Origin of the sequence: Aeromonas piscicola (genome assembly GCF_000820005.1) — a bacterium.
In the GTDB taxonomy this organism is placed as follows: Bacteria; Pseudomonadota; Gammaproteobacteria; order Enterobacterales; family Aeromonadaceae; genus Aeromonas; species Aeromonas piscicola.
This window is the reverse complement of the sequence record NZ_CDBL01000052.1, coordinates 468,720-494,401: the sequence shown is the minus strand read 5'-3', so window position 1 is coordinate 494,401 and position 25,682 is coordinate 468,720. Positions and strand designations below refer to the sequence as shown.

Below are 25,682 nucleotides of genomic sequence, written 5' to 3'. Positions count from 1 at the left end.
CCAACCACAGCTTTTGTACAAACTTATCCACAGAAAGGCCGTAAAACGGCACTATTGGCATCATGAGTGCCCCACGTTTAGCCGGTGGAACTGCCACTCCTTGCATGCCGCCCCTCCCGCTCATCTACCTATATAAAGAAGCGATCACGCCAGGCCCGCTTCTTTCACCCATGCTGCGATCAACTCGGCGGCCGGGAGGTCACGGCAACCCGATACATTCTGCCCCGCCCACAATGGCGAGAAGCCACTATCACCCTCCTTTTCAGCAGCCGCACGCAACGGTGCCAGCGCGCTGCTGGCATGGGGGAAGTCAGGTGCCAGATCCGAGAGCGAGCCCAGCTCCCGCATCAGCCGGTTGACTATCCCTCGCGCCGGGCGGCCGCTGAACACCTTGGTCAGGGCAGTGTGCTGGCTCTGGGCAGAATGAATCGCGGCGCGATGCAGGGCAGAGGTCGTCGCCTCATGACAGCAGAGGAAGGCAGTTCCCATCTGCACGGCGCTGGCGCCCAACGCCAGGGCGGCCCCGATACCTTTGCCATCGACTATGCCACCGGCAGCGATGACCGGCAGCTCCACCGCCGCGACTATTTGTGGCAGCAAGGTAAAGGTACCTTGCTGCAAGGCGAGATCCTCATTGAGGAAATGGCCGCGATGGCCGCCTGCCTCCAGCCCCTGCGCTATGATGGCATCGGCACCATGACGAGCCAGCCATTGCGCTTCAGCTACCGTGGTTGCACTGGCAAACACTTTTGCTCCCGTGGCTTTCACCCTGGCCAGCAGGCCCGGTTCGGGCAGGCCGAAATGGAAGCTGACTACCGCGGGGTTGAACTCGGTCAGGATGGCGGCATGCTCGGCGTTGAACGGGGCACGACTTGGCCCACTCGATGCAGCATCGGTACTCACACCGAACTCGGCATAAAAAGGCGCCAGTGCCTGTTGCCAGCATGCGACCTGCAGCGGATCGGGATCCCCTTGCTGATGACAGAAGAAGTTGATGTTGAATGACCCCAGACTGCTGGCGGCAAGCCGAGCGAGCTCGCTTCGCAGGTCAGTCGGACTGAGCATGGCCGCCGGCAAGGAGCCCAGACAACCCGCGCCGGTGACGGCCAGCGCCAGTGCACTGCTTTGCACACCCGCCATGGGGGCCTGAATGATGGGATAACGCATCCCGAGCTCTGCAAACAGGCTCATGGCTATGTTCCCCGCGTACAGTCCGAAACGGCGTCGGCTGCAACCTGGCTGCGCGCCAACGCTATGGCACCATCGATGGCGCCGCGGGCCTGTGGGCTGTTCTGCCAGCAGGTCGACCCCAGCATGCTGGCCACCAGCTGAACTATATGGGCTGTATCCGCCTCGGCCAGCTCGCTCAGTGTGTGGTAACCCAGCTGTTCGAGCCGCCCTATGACGGTGGGCCCCACCCCTTTCACCCCAAGCAGCAAGCTTCGTTCCTGTGCCGAGAACTGTTTCATGTCGGTCATTGCCCAGACTCCTTTCCAATGGCGGTATTTGAACATCAGGCCCGCAAGGGGCCCGATGAAGATAGAGAGTGATCAGCGCACGCTGCGCAGCAGGAAGTCCGGCTGACCGCAGGAGCGCAGTTCACGCTTTTGCATCTCGTCGGAACAGGTGACGGCATCCGTCCCTTCCTTGTTGATGCAGATGTAGGCCTCCCGCAGGAAGCGGCCGCCGTCGGCACAGGCAACCGTGATGTTGTCTGGCACCAGCCAGTCGTTGGCACTGGCCAGATCCGCCTTGAGCTGGAAGCGGCTCTTGCGCAGGGGCTCGGCAGGGGCCTGATACGCGGCCGGGATCTTCACCTTCTGACGCAGGTCGCTGGCCAGCTGATGGAACTGCGGCTGGTCGAGGCCGGAGCAGCTACCGTGCTTCTCCCACTCATGACGATAGAGAAAACGGCTGGGATAGAGCCCGGCAAACTGCTGCTCCATGACGGGATCCAGCCGCTCGCGGGAACAACTGCTCGGGTAGCCACGCTGGTACTGGGGCCAGAGTCCGTGCAGCACGAATCCCAGCTGGCGGGAACATTGGTCCCGATCGGCCGGCTTGACGGCGCAATGCTCCGGCGACCAGGAGAGCGCCAGGGCGTAATAGTCAAACTCGCCCGCCTCTCCCTTGGCCTGCACGGCAGAAGATAACAAAGGGGAGAACAGCAGGGTGCCGAGCAGCGCAACAATCTTCTTCATCTTGGGTATCCAGCGTTATATCAAAAGAGTACCAGGCGGGCCACACGGCCCGTTTGGCAGAAGTCATGCTCCCATAATTTGCGCGTCGGGAACACCCCGAGAAGAGGAGCGCACGGCCCCTAGGGTCAGACCAGTCAGGGGTTCCCCCTCCCGGCCCACAGGCGTAAGCTGACCCACCGGCAGGCCAGTGGTCTCGCCTTTTCCCCGTCCCGATTTCATCTTCAACAGGATGTAACATGATCCGCAAGAATCCTTCCGGCCACCTGCCGGTCATCGACGAATCAGCCTATATCGACAAGACTGCCATCATCTGTGGCAAGGTGATCATCAAGGAAAATGTGTTTGTCGGCCCCTATGCGGTGATCCGCGCTGACGAGGTGGATGCCAGTGGCGACATGGAGCCCATCATCATAGGCGCCAACTCCAACATTCAGGACGGGGTGGTGATCCACTCCAAGTCCGGCGCCGCCGTCACCATAGGCGAGTACACCTCCATTGCCCACCGCTCAATCGTGCACGGCCCGTGCGAGGTCGGTAACCGGGTCTTCATCGGCTTCAACAGCGTGCTGTTCAACTGCCACATAGGTGAAGGTTCGGTGGTGCGCCACAACTCTGTGGTGGATGGCTGCGATCTGCCGCCCGGCTTCTATGTGCCCTCCACCACCCGCATCAATCAGCAGAGCGATCTGGCCGAGATCCCCAGGGTCACTGTGGATGCCACCGAATTCTCCGAAGACGTGGCCCACACCAACATAGATCTGGTCAAGGGTTACAAGGCGCTCTCCAACGAGTTTTGAGGCCGACCCGGTTCCATGACACACAACGGGCGCCCAGGCGCCCGTTGTCACAACTGTAAAGGGGGGGAAAGGGGTGTGTAAAAGCGATTGAGCGCAGCATCGGTGTGGCGTTTGATGGGCCATATTCACCCGGATGGAGTCATCCCATGTCATGCAAAGCCCTCCTATAGCACCTGCTGCTCGGCAGCCTCTTTGTGCACGCCAGCGACATGCCGCCGCCGTCGCTACTACGTCAGAGCCAGCCACGACTACCAGCGGGAGCTGGGCGGACACTATATATAGAAGTACCGCCACCCGCAGCCCTGCGCTGAACCCGCAAAAAAGACGGGCGCCGCGGCGCCCGTATTGAGGAGTGGATAATGCTGGCCGACTAGCGAGCCCGCACGCAGGCGACCCCATGGGCCTCTTGCGGCAGATCCGTGATGAGCTCGCCGCTGCCCGGATCGAACAGAGGCGCCTCCCCCTTGTCATTGAGAGCATCGCTGCTCCAGAGCCGGCTGTAGAGCGGCCAGCCTTGCTCCGTCAGCAACTTCATCTCTTCACCGCGCTGATGGTAGGCGGCAAACAGGGCTGCCAGCTCCTGCGCCACCGGCAGGCGCCAGTCATCGTGCCCGCGGGCAACCAGCTGCTGGCAATAACTGCGAGCTCGCGCCTGGCTCATCACCACATAATCGGCGGTGAAGGGGTTGTAATCCCCCTCCTCGTCCTGGGCTGTGCCATCGTAATCGATCGCCAGCCTGTCCGCTTCGGCGCGGGTCAGCGGGCAGACGAAGATCAGCTGGCCAGCCGCCAGCTCGGGATGACGACAGCCCTGGCTGAAATCGGGCTGGGCATCCACCACCTGCACCGTCACGGCCAGCGCGTACTTGCCCGCACTTATCTGGATGCGGGCCGGGCCCACGGCCAGCCCCTGGATCACCCCGTTCGCATCGACGCTCACCCGCTCGGGTTCTTCACTGCGCCATTGCAAGGGCCCGTTCACCGGGATCAGAGCACCATCGCTCAGCCGTAGCCCGGCTTGCAGCGCCAGTGCCCGGCCCACCTCCAGCTGGGGCCTGGCCGGCGTCACCTGCAAGTCGATGGCAATGGCCTCGACCGGGGTCTCGTCATCCACCTGTGCCAGCCCCAGTTCGGCTACCGTGGCCGGCGTGCGTCTCGGCTCGGCGGAGGCGCTGCGCAAGAACTCACCTATGGCCTCCAGCTCATCGTTGGAGAGGCCGAGGGCATGCAGGTGATCGGATGCCTTGGGGAAGAAGGGATCATGCTGATCCACCCCGGTCGGGAAGCCAACCCCGCTGCTCCATTTGGTCACCCCGAAGCTGTACATGGCCACGACGCCCTGCACCGAGCCGCCGACGCGCTGCGCCAGAATAGGGAAGACACCGTTATGCATGTAAGGGCCGGTAAAGGCCACATCCCGCAGGCTGGGTGTCTTGAAGCGCCCCATGTCCGCCTTTTGACGGGTCTGCAGGAAGCGGCCGCGATCCTCCAGATTGCGGCCATAGTAGGCCAGCCCCACGCTCTCGAACTGGTGCTGGCTCAGCAGGGGGCCAGAGTGACAGTTCATGCAGCGTCCCTCGGTGCGATAGAGGTGCATCCCCCACAACGCCTTGTCACTGAGCGCCTGGGTATCCCCCCTGACGAAGCGCTCGAAGTCGCTGTCACGGCTGATGATGGTGCGCTCGAAGGTGGCGATCGCCCTGGCGATCCGCTCCAGCGTGATCCCCTCATCGCCGAAGGCCTGGGCAAATGCCGCCGGATAGTCGCTGCTTGCCCGCAGCCGTGCCAGCAGCTCGTCGTGATCGAGCGCCATCTCGACCGGGTTCTTGATGGGATGGAGCGACTGCTCCTCCAGCGAGGCCACCCGCCCGTCCCAGAACTGGCTGCTGCTATAGGCGGCATTGAGAATGGTGGGCGCATTGCGAGTGCCCTTCTGCCCCAGATGACCGACCGACACGCTCAGGCCATCGCTCCACCCCTTTTGCGGATCGTGACAGCTGGCACAGCTGATGTCTTTCGCCTGGGAGAGCTGCTTGTCGAAGAAGAGCTGCTGACCCAGCACCACCTTGGCCCGGCTATAGGGGTTGTCGGCCGGGAAGGGAACCGCCGGCAGCGGCCCCAGCTCCTGCCATTCAACCCCGTCATCAACCCTGGCCGCAGGCCACTGGGCAGAGGGGCCTGTGTATTGGGCACGCAAGGCGGACATCTCCGGTTGGCTGCTGTCACGGTCCACCAGGGGGCGCACCGGATAGGGCGCCAACGCATACCAGAGCAGGCTCCCCTCGCCCTCATCCAGCCAGCTGCGGGTCGCCAGATGATACAGGCGAGCCTGGGCTGATCCGTCCCGCAGCCAGACTTGCTCGGGCATGGTGGTGGCAAACGTATTGGGATAACGCCAGCTCAGCCGGTCTGCTGCGAGCAGCCGTTCAAACTCGCTTAAGGTCGGCAGGCGCCAGTCACTGCGTCCGCAACCGGTCGGCACCTCGGCAAGCCGGAGGCGAGTGGCAAGGGGCAGCCCGGCGCTGTCACTCCCCCACAGCCAGTATTGGCTGCCCTTGACCCCGCTTGCCGTGCGCACATCATGCAAACAGCGCCATGCACCGCTCGTGACCAGCAGCCCATCGTCATCGAGGCGCAGCAGTTCCGCCGTTTCCGGCTCATCCGGCTGGCTGGGTGTGGCCGGGTAGCGCTGCATCTGGGCCGCCAGGATAGGCCCGCTGTTGCTGCGTCGATACCAGCTGCGCGCCCCCTTGTCATCGCGCAGGGCCAGCAGCATCTGCCAACTGTCCGGGTAGTTGAGCTCGGCCCCCGGCTGACGCTGGGCCAGCAGCAGGGTCGCATAATCCTGAATGGCGGCCTGTTGCTGTAGTCGTATCTCCTCCAGCCTTCCCCACTCGGCCTGACTCAGGCTGCCATCACCATTCTGGTCGGCCAGCAGGAAGAGGGCGGTTGCCTCTTCGTCCAGTCGCAGCGCGGGCACACCCACGCGACGGGCCAGGCCGGCACCGGCGGCCAGATCCGCGACTCGCACCGAGCTGGTCCGCAAGATATAACTGCCATCAGTGCCCACCAGCTCCAGCGGCTGATCCAGCAACAGGCCGGGAGGCAGCGTCATGGCAAGGGGGGATGCCTGATCCAGTACGCGGGTCACCTCGATGCCGGTGGCAAGCTGGCGCAGCACCAGGGTCGCCCCCGCCCCCAGCCGCTCGCCCAGGTCCACATTCAGGGCCAGCTCGGTGCGGGTGTGGGTCGGCGCGGGCTCAATCGGGGGCTCCGTGGGTGGCACGACTATGGGGGGCTCAACCAGAGGCGGCGTCACGACCGGCGGTGGAGTGACGGGAGTCTGGCTCTGGTTGTCATTGCAGGCGGTCAGGATCAGTAAACTGACCAGTAAGAGGCTGGTTTTCATCGCTAGGGTGTATGTGGTCTGACAAGTGCGCGATTATCCAACCAAATGCCAATCATTATCAATTTCATTCACCTAATATGCAGCTTGATAACAAGGCCGCCGGGCCATGCCGCACGAGCCAGACAGCAAGGAGGCCGACCCCTTGCGGACGCCAGCCTCCTTTCCTCTTCACGCCCTGCCCTACGCAGCCTCAGGGACGCATCATGAGCACTTCTTCAGGCTGATATGCCAGTTGGCGCCCGACTGCACCTGATGCTTGGCGGCGAAACTGTCCATGTTGAGGGCAACCGAGACCTGCAACAGGCTGTTGAGGTAGACCAGCGGCTGGCCTTCCGGCACGTCGCCGAAGCTGCTGACGTAGGGCGCCTTGCCGTCATACCTGACCACATCCCCTTCACTGATCTTGATACAGGCCTTGTCCCCCTTGTTGATCCCCGCCTTGGTGAGCAGCTGTAACTAGGCATAACCGATGGGAAATACTAGGTTATAGGAGGTTAACAAGTTTTATAGGCGGTTAGTGATGAAGGCTAAGTGTGGCAAGGCTTAGAGCGTGATCGCCTGCATTCAACAGAAAAGAGGTTTTGGCATAACCGATGGGAAAAAAATAAGGGACGGCATAACCAATGGGAAAAACCGTTCCTTACTTTTGACTTCATCTATCAGTTCCAGGTCGGCTCTTTTCGGTTATTGACGGGTAGAGGCTTGACGGTGGAACCAAAGATTGGTTCTCTGGCTGGCTGGCTGGCTGGCTGGCTGGCTGGCTGGCTGGCTGGCTGGCTGGCTGGCTGGCTGGCTGGCTGGCTGGCTGGCTGGCTGGCTGGCTGGCTGGCTGGCTGGCTGGCGCGCCGAACACTCGCACCACTTCCCCAATGACGTAAAGCCTATCACCAAACTCCGCAGCGGGCACGAACTCCTCCGGGTACAGCTCGTTGTCACTCATGACGCGATAGCCCGCGGGGAAAAGTGCGTACTCCAAGCGCTTCACGCGCAGGTGGCCGTCCAGATTGATCGCATATACCCCCTCTAGCGCCTTGTCCCTATTGATGTTGAGCTTTACCAGCAGCTTGTCGCCGCTACTAAAGGTAGGGGCCATGCTGTCGCCTATGGTGTTGATGATGCACAGCTCGGCGTGTTCCAAGCGTTCCTGGCGCAGCCAGCTTTGCGGCACATGCCAGTAATCCAGAATGTTCTCCTCAGAGATCCATGCGCCAGCACCTGCAGCAGCTTCTACCTCGTACATGGGGATAGATGCGCTTTTAAATTCATTTATATTTGCGATATCGCATTTTTTTACAGACTCACCAGACGCAAGCCATGCCAAGGGGGTTCCTGTGGCATCGGCAATGCTAGCCAAGACAGATAGTGTTGGAGAGGTTTTATCTGTCAGATAGTTCCTGATGGTTGATTCAGTTACTCCGCAGAGCTTTGCAAATTGAACGTTAGAGGCTCCTTTCATGACCCACTTTAACCGCTCACTGAAGCGGTTTTTTTTCATATCAGGAAAAGACTGTTGCGCGTGAAACTTGTCTGTAGTGGTCTTTTCATCATAAGTGACTGTCATAAAAGGAAAATCTCCACGCAATGTAGGTTCGCAAATAAAAATGAAATAAACCGCAAAAAAATCTTGTCTCGCAAACTTTTGCGATCAATACTTTACGCAGTCCCGATTATCAGAGTTGATTACCGGAACCGCATAAACAATGGAGTATCACAGAATGATCCCAGCCGGACAAGACTGGCCACGCGCTTATATTCGCGCTGTATTGGCTGCAAAAGGTATAAGCCTTCGTGATCTTTCACGAAATCAAGGGCTAAGTGAGGACACGCTTCGCAATGCTTTGTACCGACACTGGCCAAAAGGGGAGCAGCTCATCGCAAATGCGATAGGCGAGCCTCCCGCAACCATCTGGCCAAGCAGGTATCAAGAGCAGATTCCCCAAGTTGTAGGATTGAATCAGGTTGCATGAGGTCTATATGTGGTTAACAGCAGATCAGTGCATGGGTTTTCCAGGCTTCCCAAGCCGTGTTCATAACGTCCGGGCAAAGCTGAATAAGCTTTCTGAAACCAATCCGGACTGGCGCCGTAAGCGCGAAACTGGCAAAGGCTACGAGTACCACATCGACTGCCTGCCCGCAGAAACTCAGCGCTATCTGCGCAAGGAAGAGGCCAAGCGTCAGATTGCAGCCCTGCCCAAGCTGTCTGAAACGGAAGTGGCTGCCGAGTTGGCCACAACCCAGCAGGCCATCAAAAAACGTAAAGCCGGGTCTGCTGCTCGCACCATGCAAATGAAACCCGAGCATCAAAAGAAGGCCGTTATCCGCGCCGGACTGGTTCGCCAGTACGAAGGCTTTGTCGCCGCTCACCCTGGCGTCAAAAAAGGCGAACTGATGGCGATGTTTATTGAGCAGGTCACCAGTTTGGCTCTGCCCTATGCCAAAGAGCACAAGACCGTCATCGACATGACACGCGTCAATAAAACAACGCTCTATCGCTGGATAGGGTTGTTGCACGAACAGGGCGCCGATGCGCTGGCCATTGAGGCCAAGAATGCACAAAAGCGGGCTGGCGTGTCATTGATGGACACTCAGCCAGAACTGACCGAGTTCGCCATCGCCATGATGGTCGAGTACCCCAGCGCCAATGGCCGCATGCTGTGCCGCGCCATGAAAGCCCACTTCGGTGAAAAGTACCGGTTGCCGTCTGATGGCCACATGGGCCGCTGGATGATTGCCTGGAAGGCGAAGAACGCCAACGCACTGACCGCCATGACCAATCCGGACGAGTGGCGCAACAAGTACATGCTGGCCTTTGGCGATGCCTCTGAGCATGTCACCGCCCTCAACCAACTGTGGGAGCTCGATGCCACCCCGGCGGATGTGGAATGCGTGTGGGAAGGCAATCGCAAGCGGGTACATATCACCGGCGTCATTGACGTATGGAGTCGCCGCGCCCGGATGTTCGTGACTGAAACACCACGGGCATCTGCCACCGCTCAACTGGTTCGCGGCGCCATTCTGGACTGGGGCAAGCCCGAGGTGTGCAAAACAGATAACGGCTCCGACTACGTCGCCCAGCGACTGGCGCTCACCTTTGACAACCTGGACATCTTGCAGGTGCTGTGCACTCCGTTCAGCCCACAAGAGAAACCGCACATTGAGCGTTTCTTCAAGACCTTCTCGCATGACCTGCTGGAGCTCAAGCCCGGTTATGTCGGTCACTCGGTGGCCGAGCGAAAAGGCATTGAGTCCAAGCGTTCATTTGCCAAACGTCTGATGACCAAGGGCGAGCTGATTGAAGTGCGAATGACCCCGGATGAGCTGCAAGCCTTCTGCGATGACTGGAGCAAGGTCTATCACCACCGTCGTCATGCGAGCTTGAAGTGTTCACCTGCCGAGCAGGCCGCCAGCTACCAGGGTGAGATTGAGTTGATTAATGATGAACGGGCGCTGGACATGCTGCTGGCCGAACCGGTCAACGGCGGTGGCACCCGCACTGTGTCCAAGAAGGGCATCAAGATTGACAACATCTGGTACGTCGCCGCCGAGCTGGTTGTGGGCGACCTGGTGCAGGTCTATTACGACGAGCGTGATATGGGCCGCCTTGTGGTCTACAGCGCAAACCATGAGTTTTTGTGCATCGCTACCGCGCCGGAATACTTAGGGGTTTCTCGTCGCACCCTGGCTCTGGAAGCCAAGAAAACCCAGCGCGCCATGTTGTCTGAGGCCAAAAAGCTGGCCGAACGCGCCAAGCGCAAGCACAGCGTCAAGGACATCGCCGACAGAATACTGGCCCATGAAGTGGAGAACGCGGATGGACTGGCGGCCACGCTCACCCCATCAGCCCCGGCCATAGTGTACGAGCCAGCCGCGCTGATGGCGGCCAGGGAAGCCCGCGAGGCACTGGAGGACATTGACCGCGAACCAATGCCAGGGGATAGCCTGCCGCCACTGACAGTGGAAGACCTCGAAGAGGTAATGGCTCAGGTGCGCAAAGACAAAGGCATCAGCGACGAAAGCGAAGAGGCCAAGTGGGCGCGCTGGCTGGCGATGGATGCCAAGGCAAAAGCCGGAGAGGAATTATCAGAATTTGAGCTGCGCTGGCAACGAGGTTACGAAGATACCAGCGAGTTTCAGGGCAGAAAAATGGTGGCGGATTACAAGGGTTGGGGCAGCACCCCCATCGCCAAATAACACCGCCACCCACACACAATTTACAGCGTAAACGTCTGAGGAATTTTGATTATGAAATCAACTATCGTCCCCGTCAATAACGTGACCCGTCTGGCTATCGCGGGCAATGAATTGATGAATCGTCCGTTTGGGGCGCCCGGCCTTGGGTTGGTATACGGCAAGCCTGGGCTTGGCAAAACGACCGCCGTGACCTGGTACGTTAACCAGGTGAACGGAGTCTATGTGCGAGCTATGCGCTGCTGCACCCCCTTGAGCCTGTTGCAAGACATCTGCGAAGAGTTGGGTTTGGATGCCCCCCGTACTAGCCGGGCAGCCATTCGCGCCATCACACGCGCCATGGCCGAGGACAACCGCCCTTTGTTTATCGATGAGGCCGATTACCTGATGGACAGAGGCGATCTGGTCGAGACCGTGCGGGATATTCATGACGTATCCACCGTGCCGGTGATCTTGATCGGCATGGACAAGATTGCCAAGAAGCTCAAGAACTTTCCGCAATTTGAAAGCCGAGTGATGGCCTGGGTTGGGTTCGGCCTATGCAAGTTTGATGATGCCCGCAAAATCGCTGATGACATGTGCGAAGGGTTCCGGGTGGCAGATGACTTGCTGCAAGCCCTGCTCAGTGCCGCTAACGGGGAGATCCGCCGTATCGTGGTCGGCTTGCACCAGCTCGAAAAAGTCGCCAAATCCAAAGGCCTTGAGGTACTGGCCCAGCGTGATTTTGAGGGCGCCTTCTTCCTGGGACACAAAGCAGCATGAGGAGCGATGTGATGCAAAACCCGAGCGTTCGTCACCGCATGTGGCAATCCATGCGCATCCTGAAACTGTTTGACCGTGATGACGTGGCCACCACCGCCGAGGCCAGCGTGAACACCGTTCGCGTGTATCTGCAGAGTCTTCTGAAAGCCGGATTTTTGCGCCAGCAGGGCGACAAGTACCAACTGGTACGCAACAACGGGCCAAGGCCCCCCGCCCCCAGCTACAAAGGGCGCGGCAAACGCGGTCTGCGCGGTGTCACCGACGAAAATGCCGGAGTGACCTATGTGCTGGATTGATACGCTACGCGAGCAGTGCCTGAGCCGCCAAATTCAGGTTGTGGCTGCCGAACTGGGGTACTCACGCACCGCCGTATCCAAGGTCATTAACGGAAAATACCCCGGCAATACCAAACACATCCAGGCAGCGGTCGAAAGAGCGTACCCCGCCAATACGGTGAGTTGCCCAGTGTTTGGTGAGTTGGCCAGAGACAAGTGCCTGTTTCACCAGTCACAACCACTTCGGGCCACCACGGGCGTCAGGGTGCTGCTGTATCGCAGCTGCAAAATCTGCCCCCATAACTGCCACAAGGAGGCAGCCTATGCGACCACTCAGTGAACGAGTGCTCATATCAACCCAGGCCCGTAAGTGGCTTAACGCTCAAGGATGCCGAGAAGTATCCATTCGACTGGGGTTTTCATCCCCAATGATTGAGGTAGACAGACCTCCACGGCATCTCAAGGAGACTGCGGTGGAAATTAAGGAAATCGTCGGGGACCAGGTGCGCATTACCTGGGCCGCGAATCGAGAAGGGTGCCTAATTATCTGGCGCTCGCTAACCCTGAGGAAGATGTAATGGCTAAGAAACCACGTAACAAGGCCCCGGCCAAAACCTATGTTTGCCAGAGCCGCGAGCAGGCAGTGGATGACATCCGCGCCATCGGCGACACCCAGCGCGAGATTGTGCGCCTGGAAACCGAGCTCAATGACAAGATTGCCGAGCTGACCAACGCGGCAGCTCCCAAGGTGGCCGAGCTCAAGGAGAAGGTCGCCGAGCTGCAAGGCGGGGTGCACTTGTGGTGCGAGGCGAACCGGGCAGCCCTGACCGAGAATGGCAAGGTGAAGACCGCCAATCTCATCACTGGCGAGATCCGCTGGCGCATCCGCCCGCCGTCAGTCACAGCACGCGGCGTGGACGATGTGATCGACTGCCTGCAAAAGATGAACCTCAAGCAGTTCCTGCGCGAGAAAATCGAGCTCAACAAGGAGGCGATCCTGGCTGACCCGACGAAAGTGGCCGCCGTACCAGGGCTCACTATCAAGTCCGGTATCGAGGATTTTGAAATCATTCCGTTTGAGCAAGATATTCAGTAATAAGCGCAACGCTTATTTGAAATAACAACAAATACCATTTTGAAAATATTTGGCGTAACAGCCAGGGGCTTTCTTACGCCAAATTTCAGGAGTAATGACCATGGAAATAAGTGCAAATCACGTAGGTGTCGAGCAGCTCGTTGCCCTCATTGAAGCCCGCCGATTCCCCATCGGGGTGGACTTCACTGACCCACTGGCCAATCGGCTGTACGACGCCTGCTCGGTGCTGATGTGTCATGCCAGCATTGCAGGGCGGCAAGCCTCCATCGCTCGCCGTCATATCAACACCGCCATGAGTGAAATGGGTAACAACCAGGGCGGCTATTACCACTTGCAGAAAGGCCTGGAGGAAATGAATGCGCAGGAACAAAGCGAGGCGCCGTCTGTGGTTCTTTGTAAGCAGTACAGCGCGGAGCTGACCGAGCTCTTGGCTGAGTATGGCTCTATCAATTCCCTGGTCACTGGGATGCGCAACGCTGCCACGGGCTTAAAAGAGCGTGGGCTTGTCGACTGGGCTGAGGAAATGAGTGATGGCGCCCAAGTCATCAAAGCCTTGCTGGGATTCCTGTCCGCCACGCCACGTTCCGCAGCTGATGAGCGTGGTGATGGCCATGAATAACATCAGATTCAAGGCTCAGAACCCGAACGGCTATGCCGCGTTGTCCCAACGAGCAGCCGAACTGGAGCGCGTTGGCCAGTTAGAGGAGGCGGCAGATATGTGGGGCAAGGCCCGCCAAGTCAGCAAGCAAAAACACAACGCATGGTGGGCTGAACGTCGCCGCGACTTCTGCCGCTCCTGCATCAAGCTCGGTATCCGGAGGGAATCATGATCAGTAAAGAGCAGTGGAAAGCCATCGAAGAGCACCTGAAGGCCATGTGGGTCGATATGAAATTCGACCTGCACGGCCACGAAATTCAGATCCGCCGGGCACGCAAAAGCGAAAGCAGAACCGTGTTGGAGGTGTTTATCGACGGTGCCATCAAGGGCGAGTGGGTGCAGAGCGTGGACAAGCTGGATCCTGCCGACCAGTTCATAAACCAGGTGGTGAAGCAGGTCTGGTTTCACAAGTTTTTTGCGCAATACAGCGCCAAGCAGATCGCGCAGTTGGAGAAGTACAAAAAACAGATCGGCATCAAGCGCTTCAAGGCCCAATGGGGAGACGGCGATCTGAAAAAACAAGGGTGCTACTACCTGATGTCGCACTTCGGCTCTGCCGCCACACTGGTGCGTCAGTTCAAGAAAATCGAAGGGCTGACCTTGATAACCCCACTGGAATGACGGGCAAAACAAAGGCCCCGCAAGGGGCCTGTGAGAGGTGAGGCATGGAAAAAGCAACACACAAATGCGGTGGTCACGTCATCTACATCAAGACCGGCCATCGCTACCAGGGAACGGTTCAATATTTCCGGTCTGATGCCGTGAACGCCATTGGTTGCGCAGCCTGTCGTGGTACATCGCAATCCGGTCCTCAATCTGATCTTCCCGGCCCATCGTGCTCTGGGAAATGAAATTGGAATGGATCTCGGCGATGACCAGCTCAACGGCCAGTTTGTAGAGTTCGCCATCAGTCATGGGGCTGCTCCAGTAATGAAAGGGAGAAAAACGGTAGCACGACCAACGTAAAACGATAAGCGAAACCACCCCGCCAAGCGGCGGGTTGGTCTGCCCGGAATGGTTTCCGGGTACTGATGAGCAACCAAAGGAAAAACATCATGGATAAACAGAATCACTACTTCCTCATTCGAGGGTTGGAAGCATCCGCGTTTTTAAATGAAAGTGAGCAAAAACAGCTACTGATGCTACTCGAACAACTTGAAACACGCCGCCGTTGGTGGGGCTATGAACCGACAGAGTTCATTGTGTTGCAGCGCGTATTGGGTGATGACGATGAGCCTGAGTGGCAAAATCTGGAGAGTGCAGCCAAAGCGAATGCCACACCTCCCCTAACCTACGTCTGTGGCTTCCCCAAGGAAATAAGATCCAACAAATTTACACGCTTATTTACGCACTTAGAATTTGATTGGGGGATGTCGATAGAGGAAGCAATGGCGACTTACCCTAGTTTTAGGGAGGGGGATGACATCCGATATAAAGCAAAAAATGGAGCCCTCAATGAAGGCTCCGAGCAACGTGTCAATCCAGCCATCCCTCTTGCAGGAGATAGCGCAGAAACGGCGTGCCAATTACATGTTGAGACGTGCCATGAAGGCATGGAGTCGGGTCAAGAGACGCCTTCAACAAATGGCTATAATGCTGCTCGATGAGTATCCATAGCCACATTTGACGATGCGTTGATAGAGACAGGCACTCTTCTTGTGTCAGCGCTTCGCCAGCCAGTCGTTCCTCCAGCCAAGCCTGGGTGTTTGACGACAAGGCAGGTAACAACGTGGTACTTCCCCTTGGCCATTTGAGTGTGGGGTGGTGAAGAAATTCACGTAAGGGGGACATGATTTTCTCTCGTTCAGCTTCAGTCACTAAAGGTTCCTTTGCGCATGTAGGTAAAACAAAATGGTCACGAAGCGTTTGCCCGTGACCTGCGAAACCACCCCGCCACCTGGCGGGGATGGTCTATCCGATGTGGTGATCGGGTACTGATGAGCAGCCATAGGAGAACATCATGAACCGCAACTACCTCATCAAAATCATCCACGTGGCCAAGCGCAATCTGAACCTGCGCGATGAGGACTATCAAGCGCTCCTGCTGGGCGCTACGGGGAAAGAAAGCTGCAAAGAGATGTCGTCCGAACAGCTCAAAGCGGCCTATCAGGCGCTCTCTGCGATTGGATTCAAAAAGTCCCGCAAGACTACCTCGACTAAACCCCAGGAACGCCGCCCCGCCCCGCGCGTGAGCATTGGGGACAAGATCGTGGCAGTGTGGGTCATCATGGGCCAGCACGGGGTTATCACTGATACCTCCCGCCATGCCCTTGATGCCTACGTGGTCAGGATGACCAAGGCAGAGAACGGAGGGGTGGGCGTAGCCAGCATCGCCTGGCTGGATGACAAACTGGCCGTGCGGGTACTGGAAGCCCTCAAACGCTGGCATATGCGCGTGATGAGGGAGGTGATAAAACAGCGTGGCCACGTACCTCTCTCCGGTTACGGCCCGCTCGTCGAGCAGTTTGAAATGAAGAAATAACAGCCTCCCTGGAGGCTGTTTTGCTATGCAGCGCGCCACGCGTTATCGGCGGAGTTTGAGTTCATCAGAGCCGGGTTCCCGGATGTAGGTTGCCCACCCAGTTGGTCCATCAACAGCGAAACGCATTCGCTCACCATCAAAGCTGGATACATGCATGACGGGCTTTTTTGCTATGCAATTAGTTGGCGGGCTCATGTCTTCAAAGCAGAGCAGATCGATGGCATCTTCAAAAAACGAAGCATCCCGGCCAGGATCAACACGATAGTTGCCATCCCACTCCATCACTGTGACGGAGAAATTACCGTTAGGGTAAGGTGCCGGGATCCCGTATTGGGATTTGAGCGTGACCTGGTTGCGATCCCACCAGTCAATCTTGCCCTGCCTGGTCAACGGGAAATGCCGCACTAGGATAAGATGTGGCCTTCCGCTGAGTTGGTGTACAGCCTCTATCTGAGGGGGCTGGCTCACTTGCCACACTCCATAGAGCACAGCTGCGCAGGCGGCCCCGAGCATCAGTTTGCGCATCATCTTCATCGACTACCCTCAATTGTTTTGGTCACGTTCATTTCGGTGATGAACGGCCGATAGCCGTACCCCACCCAGCGTTGCAGCACGAACCATATCCGGAAGATCCGAAACTGGCGATAAAAGGGATTCTGCACATCATCGTCATCCAGCCCAAAATGATCCTGGATGCGAAATTGCACTTGGGCTTTGTAGCGGTTGCCCGTCACCTCCAGCGATTGCAGGGTGATATGGGTCGACCAGGTATCATGCACCGTGATGCCCATACCGTTAACCCGGTCTGGCCAGCTGTTGAACTTGGGCAAAACAGTATTCAGTACCGCGTCTCTCAGCTCAACTTTGCGATACAAGGGGTAGCACCCTGATGTCCAATCGATGTTGTCTTCCAGAGCAGCTTGCAGTTTCGCCAGCGTCTCTGTTTCCTCTTTCATATCCAGCCGTTCACTCATTGCCCTATCCAGCAGCGGATGGCGAAACGTCGTCCCACTGTTGCCCTGCATGTGGCCGATCATCAACCGCATCAATCCCTTGTAGGGGCCGTAGAACGAAAACATATCCGACAGCGCCCGAAACTCATCAAACAATATGGCCGCGCTCGCCTTCCTGTCCGCCATGGTGAACGGATTGCAGCGCGCCGAGACGTCGCGCAAGCCGTAGAAGTTGCGCAAGGCATCCTCCGGAATATCGCCATAATGCATATCGGATGCATTCATGTCGTCCATCCGCCGCTGGCTGGTAAAGATAAGCGCAGGCAAGGGGAGTGGCATAATTGCCGAAATCGGCTTGGGGATAGGCACCGCTGGGGTGTGATAGACATCGCCTGACGACGAGAGTTGGCGGGAAATGTCTGACTGAAGGGCGGGAACGCCATCTCTACACGGATTACACAGCATGAACCTGCCGCCGGGCGGCAAACCAAATCGAGCGCGAGCACTCGCGGCCAACGTCGGTAACCTGGGCATGGGCATCATTGCCCCCATGAAGGGGCGATACTCAATCACCCCACCGCCACATCGGGCGCATACATCCACGTCATCCATTCGGAACAACCTCTTATGTGAGATCCGAAAGCGTGAATTGTTTCATATATCAATAAACCGATAACCTGCTCTTTTTGTCAGTGGCAAAATGTTGAGCGCCGATACATGCCACTCGTTATAATCCCAGCATCACCGCTGTACAAATGATCAGGAGCTTGCCATGAGCGAACAAAACCTCTCCCTCTTTAACGACCCGGATGCGGCGCTGCTGCTGGATCGGATGGAGCACATGCCCGCCGACGAGCTGAGCGCAAAATGGCCTGAACGCATTGCTGACCTGTTCCACGTGCTGCAAAGTGAACTGGCCCGTAATGGTGTCGAGTCCGAGAACAGCGTTAAGCTGGCAGCCAAGTGCGCTGGGGCCATCGCCTGGTACATGGGCGGACGCGCCACCTACCTGCCGACCGGGGAAACACTCAAAGCCGCCCTGCGCGATAACATCATCTTTGCCGAGTTCACCGGCAATAACATCGAAATGCTGTCGCACAAATATCACCTGAGCCACCCGGCGCTCTACAAAATTATCGCCACCCAGCGCAAAGCCCTGTCCCGCCGTTTGCAACCGGATATGTTCGCCTAACACCGCTTGCCCGGTGGTGTTACTTCAGATAAATCCCCCTCCGCCCCCCCCACCTTCATGATGTGGTTACCCAATGAAACCGGATAACCACCATGAAAGCATTACGTCGCTGCACCTGTGCGGCGTCCCCCTCTGACGTTCGCTCTATCAAGGCGCTGCGCAATCGCATAGCGGCCACCTTGTTCAAGGGCTCCCTGGATAACGCCCAAACTGCCTGTATCGGCGGACTGATTGCCACCACGGCAGTGGCGCGCGGGGTCGGTTTCGCCGCCCCCATGGCGCACCTGGCATACGTCTTGGCCACCATCTACCACGAAACCGCCACCACCATGCGCCCCATTGAGGAATACGGCAAAGGCGCTGGCCGCCCATACGGCGAACCGGACAAAGAGACCGGCCACGCCTATTACGGCCGGGGCTATCTGCAGCTCACCTGGCGCGAGAACTACGAAAAGGCCAGTCGCCTCTGTTTTGACCCCCAGCTTGTCCAGGGCGAACTGGATTTCGTTGCCAATCCAGAGCGCATGCTGGTGCCGTTCTACGCCGCCCAGGCCGCTCTCTTTGGCATGCGCCATGGCTGGTTCACCGGCAAATCCCTCGCCGACTACGACCGCCCCGACGGCTCCTTTGACTACATCAATGCCCGCCGCATCATCAACGGCACCGACCGCGCGGAACTCATCGCAGGTTACGCCCGCCAGTTTGAAGAAGCAGGGCGCCTGGCAATAGGGCTGGGCATTGAACGCGCCCAGTTGATGACCGGCGCCAAGGGCAGCGATGTGATTGAACTACAACTGGCGCTCGGCCTGCCTCACGACGGAGTCTTTGGCCCTCAGACCAAAGAGACCGTCAAGGCATTCCAGCGAGCTCATGGCCTGCAAGTCGACGGCGTGGTTGGCCCCACGACCTGGAGCACCATCGACAGTGAGGTCTATGGCCTATGAAACACATCAAACGTCTGGCCGTCGTGCTGGCCCTGGCCATTTCGGTGACCGGGTGCGCCGCCTCTTACGTCCGCTATGAAGTTTCTGGTCAACCGGGGTGTGCCCCGGTTGTTGTGACCGACTCCGCCATGGGGGTCTCTGTTCGTGTGCAGGCCAAGGAGATCCATTGTGAAAAACCGCAACATTAAACCCTTCCCGACAGCCATGTTCTTGGTGGGACTGCTCGGGTTGTCCGGGTGTACCGGGATCGTGACCTACGTCAAATCCGACACCCGTAACGACAACGTCCAGTGCGAACCGGATGAATCGCAGATCAAGTTCGGCAAGCGCTCCTGCGTCATCATCCAACAGGGCAAAACCACCACCAACAACACCAGTACCAAAGCCACCGTGCCCACCAATGAGGCATCGACCACTCAACAGGAGCTCGACCATGAATGAGCCAGGTTTGATCGTCGGTAGCCTGTTGATTGGTGTGGCCCTCGGGGTGTTGTTTACGAGCATCCTGCGCGCATCACAGCTCAAGCAACTGCACCGCCGGGTGAATGAGCTGGAAGAGCGCACCTTGCACCTGCCAGACCGGGATGAGTGGAGCGCGATGCGCCGCGATATCACCGAAGTGACCGGCGCGATGCGCTCCATCTCGGCAAAGCTGGAGGGCGTAGATCGCCTGGTGAGCCTGGTTGTTGAAAGCAAGTTGAATTGAGGAGTGATCATGGATTTTAAAGAAGTACAGCAACAAGACCGCCGCCTGGTGCTGCTGCGCGCTCTGCGTGACATGGGCGGCTTTGAGGCGAACGAATCCATCCTGGAGCAGTGCCTAGGCATGTATGGCCATGCTTGTGGCCGCGATACGGTGCGCACCGAGTTGGCCTGGCTGGCGGAGCAAAACCTGGTATCAGTGCGTGATGTCTCCGGCTGCATGGTCGCCACCCTGACCGGGCGTGGCGGTGATACGGCTCGCGGCGTGGTGATCGTGCCGGGCGTCAAGCGTCCGCGTCCATAGGAGGCCGCATGGTTGACGAACGAGTGCGAGCACAGTTGCCAAAATCCAGAAAAAGTAAAGTGGCCTTGCTGCCACCCGAGCTCAAAGAACAGATCAACGACATGATCCGCTCTGGCAGCCTGACCCAGCTCGATATTCATGCCCGGCTACGCCAGCTCATCGAAGAGAAGGGATTGGGAGAGGCGGCCATGCCGAGCTACACCAGCTTCAACCGTTATCATCGGCGTATGGAGGCCGTGGGCGACAAGATCCTGGCAGGCCGTCAGATGGCCGAGGTTTGGACCGCCAAGCTGGGCAAAGAGCCCTCATCCGATGTGGGCAAACTGCTGTTCCAGTTCGTGCAATCCCTGGCGTTTGAAACCTCGCTGGCGCTCAGTGAGGGCGAGAAGACCGTGTCCCCCAAGGCGCTCAATGAAATGGCGCTGGCCCTGCAACGGTTGGAAGCTGCCGCATCCAACAACCTCAAGCGTGAGCGCGAAATTCGCACGGCCTATGCCGAGGAAGCGGCCAACGCCGTCACGGAGGAGTTACGTGGCCAGGACGGTATCAGTGAGGAAATTGAAGCACGGATCCGTGAAATTTTGATGGGGAGAGCATGATGGCCAAGACCGCACAACCCAAGGCATTGCGTCCTGTCGGTGAGCCACTGCTCATCGACCTGAATGCCGAAGCCAGCAAGCTTGGCGTCGATATCACCACCGACACCAGCACGGCATTTCCGCTCAAGGAACCCGTGTTTTTACCCTATCAGGCCGCATGGTTCGCAGACGAAAGCGAGGTCATGATTGGCGAGAAGAGCCGCCGTACCGGCCTGACCTGGGCAGAGGCAGGCCGCAATGTCACCAACGCTGCCAAGCCAAAACGGCGGGGGGGCTGCAATACGTTCTACGTTGGCAGTCGTCAGGAAATGGCGCTGGAATACATCGCCGCCTGCGCCCTGTTCGCCCGCGCCTTCAACCAGTTGGCCAAGGCCGATGTCTATGAGCAGACACTGTGGGACAGTGACAAGCACGAAGAGATCCTGACCTACATGATCCGCTTTCCCAACAGTGGATTCAAAATTCAGGCACTGAGTTCGCGCCCATCCAACTTGCGCGGCCTGCAAGGTGATGTGGTGATTGACGAAGCGGGCTTTCATGAGTCACTTGACGAGCTGCTCAAGGCGGCCATGGCGCTGACCATGTGGGGTAACAAGGTCCGCCTTATCAGTACCCATAACGGCGTGGACAACCTGTTTAACCAATACATCCAGGACGTGCGTGAGGGGCGCAAGGACTACAGCATTCACCGCATCACGCTGGACGATGCGCTGGCTGACGGACTCTATCGCCGAATCTGCTATGTCACCCGCCAGGAGTGGAGCCTGGAGGCCGAGAGGGCATGGCGAGACCGGCTTTATAAAAATGCCCCCAACAAGGAATCGGCTGACGAGGAGTATGGCTGCATCCCCAAAAAGAGCGGCGGAAACTACCTCTCCCGCATTCTGATTGAGTCGGCCATGGTGCAGGCACGGGATATTCCTATCCTGCGTTATGAAGCGCCAGAGGATTTTGAATCCTGGCCAGAGCCCGTTCGTGTGGCCGAAATAGAGGCGTGGTGCCAGACCCACATCCAGCCGCTGATTGACCAGCTCGATCCGCGCAGTCGTCATGTCTTTGGTGAGGACTTTGCCCGCAAAGGCGATCTCACCGTGTTTGTGCCGCTTACCATCCAAAGTGACCTACGCAAGCGTGTCCCGTTCGCAGTCGAGCTGCGCAATCTCACCTACGACCAGCAAAAGCAGATCATGTTCTACATCCTGACCCGTCTGCCGGGTTTTCGGGCGGGGGCGTTTGATGCCACCGGCAACGGCGGCTATCTGGCCGAATCGGCCAAGCTGCGCTTTGGGCCGGACATGATTGACGCGGTCAACCTGTCCCAGTCCTGGTACGCCGAGTGGATGCCCAAACTCAAGGGCGAATTTGAAGGGTTTAACCTGGACTTGCCCCGTCACCAGTCAGTACTCGATGACCTGCTCAGCATCAAGCTGGTCAACGGCATCCCGCAGATCGACAAGGGCCGCCAGAAAGATTTGGAAAGCCAGGATGGCAAAGCCAGGCGCCATGGCGATTTCGCCGTGGCATTGGTGATGGCCGTCCGGGCCAGCTGGATGGAGGGGGGCACCATGGAAGGGTTCATCCCACTGCCAAGCAGGCATACGCCGGTCTCGAAATACAGCGACCTGGATGATTATCACCAATTTGAACAAGGGTGTTGGTAATGGCAAAAAGCAAGATCCTGGGGCCGGATGGCCAGCCGCTGGCGGCACCGACCAGGCAGGAGATCCAAACCGAGAATAATCCCCAGGTGGGGATGGTCATGCAGCAGGTCAGCACTCATCCCAGCGTGGGTATCACCCCCAATCGGGCGGCGGATCTGCTCAAAGAGGCTGAGCTTGGCAACCTCCTCGCCCAGTGTCAGCTGGCCGAGGACATGGAGGAGAAAGATACCCACCTGTTCAGTGAGCTTGGCAAACGGCGTCGCGCCTGGTTGCCTGTCGCGTGGACCCTGCAACCACCTGGTGATGCCAGTGCGGCCGAGAAAGCCGACTGCGCGCTGATGGAGCAGTTGCTGCGAAGCTTTGACTGGCTGCCCGATACCATCTTTGATGCCTCTGACGCCCTGCTCAAGGGTTTCAGTGCGCAGGAGTTTACCGGCTGGGAAAACGTGGATGGCCTGCTGGTGCCGCAGGGCTGCGAGTGGCGCGATCCGTCTATCTTCCAGGTCGCCCGTGCAGACCCCCAGACGTTGCGCCTGCGTGATGGCAGTGAGAACGGCATTGCCCTTAATCCGTTGGGCTGGATGGTGCATCGGGCCAAATCCAAATCAGGTTACATGGCCCGCACCGGCCTGGTGCGCACCCTCATCTGGCCGTTCATCTGGAAAAACTACAGTGTGCGCGACCTGGCCGAGTTCCTGGAGATCTATGGTCTCCCGCTCAAACTGGGCAAGTTCCCGGAAGGGGCCACCGAGAAGGACAAGTCCGCCCTGATGCGGGCAGTACTTTCCATCGGCCATAACGCGGGCGGTATCATTCCGCGCGGCATGGACATTGATTTTCAACAGGCTGCCACCGGCACGGCCGATCCATTTGAACTGATGATCTCCTGGGGCGAGCGCTCCATGTCCAAGGCTATCCTGGGCGGCACCCTGACCTCGCAGGCTGACGGGCAGAGCTCCACCAATGCCCTGGGCAATGTCCACAACGAAGTGCGCCAGGAGCTGCGCAATTCCGACCTGATGCAGTTGGCCCATACCCTCAACCGCGATCTGGTGTTTCCGCTGTATGCCCTCAATGCCCGCTCGTACCGCTCACCAGGTCGGCTGCCCAAGCTGGTGTTCGACACCACAGAGCCCGAGGACATGACGATGTTTGCCCAGAGCGTGCCGGGACTGGTTGGCATCGGCATGCGGATCCCACTGACCTGGGCGCATGAAAAACTCAAAATTCCGATGCCAGGAAAAAATGAGGAGGTACTGCGCGCCGCGTCGTCAGACTCCCTGTTTGGTCGCCTGCCGTCTGCGATGCTGAGCGCGCATCAACCAGTGGCTACCTTGACCGCAGAGGATACGCAGGCCGCGCAAGATGAGGGGCAAACGCAGTTGGATAGCGTGATGGCTGCTATCAATGGCGATGAGTGGGGTCGGGTGATGGGGCCGCTGCTGCAACCGGTGATCGAGGCCATCATCAAGCGCGGGCCAGAGGCGGCCATGGCGCAAGCCGCCACGCTGTACCCGCAGATGAACACTGACGCGCTGGCCGAACTGCTGACACGCGCCATTTTCCTGGCAGACACCTGGGGGCGCATTCGCGCGGATGTCGATGGCTAACATTTTCAATATCGGCTTGCTGCTGCGCATGGAGCCCAAGGAGGTGGTCGACTACTTCCAGGCAAAGGGCCACACCATCAGCTGGGACTGGCAAGAAACGCTGCACAGTGCCCACGCGCGCGGGTTTACCGTAGCCAAAGCGACCAGCCTGGAGGTGTTGACCACCCTTCAGTCATCGGTGGGGCAAGCGGTGGCCACGGGCATGACCATGCGCGAATTTAGCAACCAGCTGATGCCCGAGCTCAAGCGGCTCGGGTGGTGGGGGCAAACCACGGTCACCCATGAGAACGGCCAGCAACAGACCGTGACACTGGGCTCACCACGGCGGCTCGAAACCATCTACCGCACCAACATGACCACCGCGTACCAGGCGGGACGTTACCTGCAACAGATGAACCAGCCTGAGCACCCCTACTGGCAGTACATCGCGGTCATGGACAAGAGCACGCGATCTTCTCACGCCGCCATGAACGGCCTGGTGTTCGCCGCGACGGACCCCATCTGGGAAACGCATTATCCACCCAATGACTGGGGCTGCCGGTGCAGGGTGCGGGCAATGAGCAAACAGCGCCTGGAGGCCAATGGCCTGAGCGTCAGCAGCAGCGAGGGGGACTTGAGCACCACCACGGTGGAAATGGGTGAGAGCCTGGTCACTGGCGAGGTGTATCAGTCGGATGTCACCCGCTTTAGCACCGTCCGTAACGGCAAGCGCGTGAGTATGGCACCGAGCGCAGGCTGGTCGTATAACGTGGGCAGTGCCGCGTTCGGGACGGATGCAGCCGTGGCCAACAAGTTAATCGAGATGCAGGACCGGCCATTACGCCAAGCAATGACCCAGTCTCTTAACAACGCCCCGGTACGCCTGGCGGCCTATCGTGACTGGGTTGGCGCAGCCTTGGACGGGCGCGCCACCCAGGGGGTAATGCCGGTGGCGTTCCTCAGTGATGCACTGGTGCAACAGGCAGGCTCATCATCCATGGGGCGGGTTGCGGTGTTGTCGCAGCGAGCGGTGAAGTCAACACCACTCGACCAGTCCGACTATGAGGCATTGCCTAGCCTGCTCGCCGCCCCGCGCGCCATGCTGCGAGACGAACATAATGGCGATCTGCTGCTGCTCGGCGACAACCGCCTGATGGCCACCCTGGCAACGAGCGAGCCCAACGAGCAGGCCGTGCGCACCGGGCTGGCACGTTACCACGGGGACACATTGGCGCAGGATATGGCGGCGGGCCGTTATGTTCTTATTCAGGGCGAACTGCCGGGAGGCGAATAATGGATCTCGACATCAGCATTGACACGGCCAACATCCAGGCCGCGTTTGCCAGGTTCCAGGCGATGGGTGAGAACCCGCGCATCATCACGCGCCAGATTGCGGGCATCCTGGCGGACAGTAGCGAGCAGGCATTTGCCGATGAGCGGGATCCTGAGACGGGTGCCCCCTGGGCCGACCTGACACCCAGGCATCAGGCCCGGCGAAAGAAAGGCGGACATTGGCCTGGGCGTATCTTGCAGGTCAAGGGCTTGCTGGCAACGTCGCTGACCACCGGGTATAGCCCCACCACTGCCTGGATAGGCTCACCGATGAAATATGCGGCCATTCACCAGCTAGGAGGGACCGCTGGAATGCCTCCCGGCCCCGCGGCCATTTCCGCTCGTCCGTACATGGGGTTGGATGGGGTTGCTCGCCAGGAGATTTTGCAAGCCATCCAGGGCGCGCTGACGGGCTCGCTATAGGATGGCGCTACCAACGTATTGGCGTGGGTGTTAAAGTTGAACCTTGCGATTTCTCACGCGGTTTTCACGCGCATGGCGATGTCGCTTTCACCCGTCTTATCGTCGCTCACGCCAT

The 25,682-nt window shown here is 58.7% G+C and carries 31 protein-coding genes, 2 other RNA genes and 1 pseudogene; 25 read left to right on the top strand and 9 right to left on the bottom strand.

The genetic code is table 11. The annotated features are described in order from the left end of the window. Positions 1-144: 144 nt before the first annotated feature. From BN1128_RS12970 to BN1128_RS12960, 3 genes are all read right to left on the bottom strand, one after another. Complete coding sequence (locus BN1128_RS12970; protein ID WP_042869328.1) at positions 145-1,191, bottom strand: NAD(P)H-dependent flavin oxidoreductase; 1,047 nt, start codon at positions 1,189-1,191, stop codon at positions 145-147. 2 nt (positions 1,192-1,193) lie between these two features. Then, positions 1,194-1,478, bottom strand: a complete 285-nt coding sequence (locus BN1128_RS12965; protein WP_042869326.1) for a Pathogenicity locus — start codon at positions 1,476-1,478, stop codon at positions 1,194-1,196. A gap of 72 nt (positions 1,479-1,550) precedes the next feature. Further along, positions 1,551-2,201 carry a ribonuclease T2 family protein gene (locus BN1128_RS12960; RefSeq protein WP_042869324.1) on the bottom strand — a complete coding sequence of 217 codons (651 nt, stop codon included), beginning with the start codon at positions 2,199-2,201 and terminating at the stop codon, positions 1,551-1,553. A 236-nt stretch (positions 2,202-2,437) separates the two neighbouring features. Between BN1128_RS12960 and BN1128_RS12955 the strand changes: the two genes are divergently transcribed. Next, positions 2,438-2,998, top strand: coding sequence for a gamma carbonic anhydrase family protein (locus tag BN1128_RS12955; RefSeq protein ID WP_042869323.1), 561 nt, complete (start codon positions 2,438-2,440; stop codon positions 2,996-2,998). A 370-nt stretch (positions 2,999-3,368) separates the two neighbouring features. Here BN1128_RS12955 and BN1128_RS12950 read toward each other — a convergent pair whose 3' ends face one another. From BN1128_RS12950 to BN1128_RS24125, 3 genes and pseudogenes are all read right to left on the bottom strand, one after another. Beyond that, on the bottom strand, positions 3,369-6,407 hold the full coding sequence (locus BN1128_RS12950; protein WP_042869321.1) for a cytochrome c peroxidase: 3,039 nt from the start codon (positions 6,405-6,407) through the stop codon (positions 3,369-3,371). A 201-nt stretch (positions 6,408-6,608) separates the two neighbouring features. After that, positions 6,609-6,857, bottom strand: a pseudogene (locus tag BN1128_RS12945) (SAM hydroxide adenosyltransferase); the annotation flags it as partial. 202 nt (positions 6,858-7,059) lie between these two features. Continuing rightward, entirely contained in the window at positions 7,060-7,968 is a 909-nt protein-coding gene (locus tag BN1128_RS24125) for a S24 family peptidase (protein ID WP_052445516.1), read from the bottom strand. Between the two features lie 139 nt (positions 7,969-8,107). Between BN1128_RS24125 and BN1128_RS24690 the strand changes: the two genes are divergently transcribed. The 9 genes from BN1128_RS24690 (at position 8,108) to BN1128_RS12900 (ending at position 14,007) form a co-directional block, all read left to right on the top strand. Next, positions 8,108-8,374 carry a helix-turn-helix domain-containing protein gene (locus BN1128_RS24690; protein WP_420864934.1) on the top strand — a complete coding sequence of 89 codons (267 nt, stop codon included), beginning with the start codon at positions 8,108-8,110 and terminating at the stop codon, positions 8,372-8,374. Beyond that, positions 8,367-10,598 (top strand): Mu transposase C-terminal domain-containing protein, encoded by a 2,232-nt coding sequence (locus BN1128_RS12935; RefSeq protein WP_156140266.1) that lies wholly within the window; start codon positions 8,367-8,369, stop codon positions 10,596-10,598. The genes BN1128_RS24690 and BN1128_RS12935 overlap by 8 nt, the downstream gene beginning before the upstream one ends. Before the next feature lie 51 nt (positions 10,599-10,649). Next, positions 10,650-11,357: an AAA family ATPase gene (locus tag BN1128_RS12930; protein ID WP_042869315.1), complete on the top strand. Its 708-nt coding sequence runs from the start codon at positions 10,650-10,652 to the stop codon at positions 11,355-11,357. Positions 11,358-11,368: 11 nt separating this feature from the next. Then, positions 11,369-11,653, top strand: coding sequence for a hypothetical protein (locus tag BN1128_RS12925; protein ID WP_156140264.1), 285 nt, complete (start codon positions 11,369-11,371; stop codon positions 11,651-11,653). Next, complete coding sequence (locus BN1128_RS12920) at positions 11,640-11,972, top strand: hypothetical protein (RefSeq protein ID WP_042869311.1); 333 nt, start codon at positions 11,640-11,642, stop codon at positions 11,970-11,972. Before BN1128_RS12925 ends, BN1128_RS12920 begins: the two co-directional genes overlap by 14 nt. Positions 11,973-12,209: 237 nt before the next feature. Continuing rightward, positions 12,210-12,728, top strand: coding sequence for a host-nuclease inhibitor Gam family protein (locus BN1128_RS12915; RefSeq protein ID WP_042869308.1), 519 nt, complete (start codon positions 12,210-12,212; stop codon positions 12,726-12,728). A gap of 100 nt (positions 12,729-12,828) precedes the next feature. Then, positions 12,829-13,347 carry a hypothetical protein gene (locus tag BN1128_RS12910; protein WP_042869306.1) on the top strand — a complete coding sequence of 173 codons (519 nt, stop codon included), beginning with the start codon at positions 12,829-12,831 and terminating at the stop codon, positions 13,345-13,347. Further along, entirely contained in the window at positions 13,340-13,558 is a 219-nt protein-coding gene (locus BN1128_RS12905; protein ID WP_042869383.1) for an ANR family transcriptional regulator, read from the top strand. Before BN1128_RS12910 ends, BN1128_RS12905 begins: the two co-directional genes overlap by 8 nt. Continuing rightward, positions 13,555-14,007, top strand: coding sequence for a hypothetical protein (locus BN1128_RS12900; protein WP_244464590.1), 453 nt, complete (start codon positions 13,555-13,557; stop codon positions 14,005-14,007). Before BN1128_RS12905 ends, BN1128_RS12900 begins: the two co-directional genes overlap by 4 nt. An 87-nt stretch (positions 14,008-14,094) precedes the next feature. Here the strand turns inward: BN1128_RS12900 and BN1128_RS12895 are convergent, their stop codons facing one another. Continuing rightward, positions 14,095-14,301, bottom strand: a complete 207-nt coding sequence (locus BN1128_RS12895) for a hypothetical protein (protein ID WP_042869303.1) — start codon at positions 14,299-14,301, stop codon at positions 14,095-14,097. 57 nt (positions 14,302-14,358) lie between these two features. Between BN1128_RS12895 and BN1128_RS24685 the strand changes: the two genes are divergently transcribed. From BN1128_RS24685 to BN1128_RS12885, 4 genes are all read left to right on the top strand, one after another. Then, an RNA gene (locus tag BN1128_RS24685) (hammerhead ribozyme type II) lies at positions 14,359-14,431 on the top strand. A 10-nt stretch (positions 14,432-14,441) separates the two neighbouring features. Then, positions 14,442-14,993 carry a hypothetical protein gene (locus BN1128_RS12890; protein ID WP_042869300.1) on the top strand — a complete coding sequence of 184 codons (552 nt, stop codon included), beginning with the start codon at positions 14,442-14,444 and terminating at the stop codon, positions 14,991-14,993. Positions 14,994-15,263: 270 nt separating this feature from the next. Beyond that, positions 15,264-15,337: hammerhead ribozyme type II (locus BN1128_RS24680), an RNA gene on the top strand. A 9-nt stretch (positions 15,338-15,346) separates the two neighbouring features. After that, on the top strand, positions 15,347-15,868 hold the full coding sequence (locus BN1128_RS12885) for a gp16 family protein (RefSeq protein WP_042869299.1): 522 nt from the start codon (positions 15,347-15,349) through the stop codon (positions 15,866-15,868). Between the two features lie 42 nt (positions 15,869-15,910). Here BN1128_RS12885 and BN1128_RS12880 read toward each other — a convergent pair whose 3' ends face one another. Both BN1128_RS12880 and BN1128_RS12875 read right to left on the bottom strand, forming a co-directional pair. Continuing rightward, entirely contained in the window at positions 15,911-16,402 is a 492-nt protein-coding gene (locus BN1128_RS12880) for a DUF943 family protein (RefSeq protein WP_042869297.1), read from the bottom strand. Next, the gene (locus BN1128_RS12875) at positions 16,399-17,433 is read right to left on the bottom strand and encodes a DUF3289 family protein (RefSeq protein WP_209428563.1); all 1,035 of its coding nucleotides are present in this window, start codon (positions 17,431-17,433) and stop codon (positions 16,399-16,401) included. The genes BN1128_RS12880 and BN1128_RS12875 overlap by 4 nt, the downstream gene beginning before the upstream one ends. Positions 17,434-17,593: 160 nt before the next feature. On the opposite strand from BN1128_RS12875, the gene BN1128_RS12870 reads away from it, so the two are divergent. The 11 genes from BN1128_RS12870 (at position 17,594) to BN1128_RS12820 (ending at position 25,567) form a co-directional block, all read left to right on the top strand. Beyond that, complete coding sequence (locus BN1128_RS12870) at positions 17,594-18,013, top strand: Mor transcription activator family protein (protein ID WP_042869295.1); 420 nt, start codon at positions 17,594-17,596, stop codon at positions 18,011-18,013. Between the two features lie 92 nt (positions 18,014-18,105). Further along, complete coding sequence (locus tag BN1128_RS26045) at positions 18,106-18,957, top strand: peptidoglycan-binding protein (protein ID WP_052445514.1); 852 nt, start codon at positions 18,106-18,108, stop codon at positions 18,955-18,957. Then, positions 18,954-19,145, top strand: coding sequence for a hypothetical protein (locus tag BN1128_RS12860; RefSeq protein ID WP_042869293.1), 192 nt, complete (start codon positions 18,954-18,956; stop codon positions 19,143-19,145). Before BN1128_RS26045 ends, BN1128_RS12860 begins: the two co-directional genes overlap by 4 nt. Next, the gene (locus BN1128_RS25895) at positions 19,126-19,398 is read left to right on the top strand and encodes a hypothetical protein (RefSeq protein WP_042869291.1); all 273 of its coding nucleotides are present in this window, start codon (positions 19,126-19,128) and stop codon (positions 19,396-19,398) included. The genes BN1128_RS12860 and BN1128_RS25895 overlap by 20 nt, the downstream gene beginning before the upstream one ends. Next, a complete protein-coding gene (locus BN1128_RS12850; protein ID WP_042869289.1) occupies positions 19,391-19,663 on the top strand; it encodes a DUF2730 family protein in 273 nt (90 codons plus the stop codon). The genes BN1128_RS25895 and BN1128_RS12850 overlap by 8 nt, the downstream gene beginning before the upstream one ends. 9 nt (positions 19,664-19,672) lie before the next feature. Continuing rightward, complete coding sequence (locus BN1128_RS12845; protein WP_042869287.1) at positions 19,673-19,963, top strand: VpaChn25_0724 family phage protein; 291 nt, start codon at positions 19,673-19,675, stop codon at positions 19,961-19,963. An 8-nt stretch (positions 19,964-19,971) separates the two neighbouring features. Continuing rightward, positions 19,972-20,562, top strand: coding sequence for a DUF3486 family protein (locus BN1128_RS12840; RefSeq protein WP_042869285.1), 591 nt, complete (start codon positions 19,972-19,974; stop codon positions 20,560-20,562). Further along, positions 20,559-22,223, top strand: a complete 1,665-nt coding sequence (locus tag BN1128_RS12835; RefSeq protein WP_042869283.1) for a hypothetical protein — start codon at positions 20,559-20,561, stop codon at positions 22,221-22,223. The genes BN1128_RS12840 and BN1128_RS12835 overlap by 4 nt, the downstream gene beginning before the upstream one ends. Beyond that, on the top strand, positions 22,223-23,833 hold the full coding sequence (locus BN1128_RS12830; RefSeq protein WP_042869281.1) for a DUF935 domain-containing protein: 1,611 nt from the start codon (positions 22,223-22,225) through the stop codon (positions 23,831-23,833). Before BN1128_RS12835 ends, BN1128_RS12830 begins: the two co-directional genes overlap by 1 nt. Continuing rightward, a complete protein-coding gene (locus tag BN1128_RS12825) occupies positions 23,826-25,106 on the top strand; it encodes a phage head morphogenesis protein (protein ID WP_052445513.1) in 1,281 nt (426 codons plus the stop codon). The genes BN1128_RS12830 and BN1128_RS12825 overlap by 8 nt, the downstream gene beginning before the upstream one ends. Further along, on the top strand, positions 25,106-25,567 hold the full coding sequence (locus tag BN1128_RS12820) for a phage virion morphogenesis protein (RefSeq protein ID WP_042869277.1): 462 nt from the start codon (positions 25,106-25,108) through the stop codon (positions 25,565-25,567). Before BN1128_RS12825 ends, BN1128_RS12820 begins: the two co-directional genes overlap by 1 nt. The last annotated feature ends 115 nt before the right edge of the window (positions 25,568-25,682 follow it).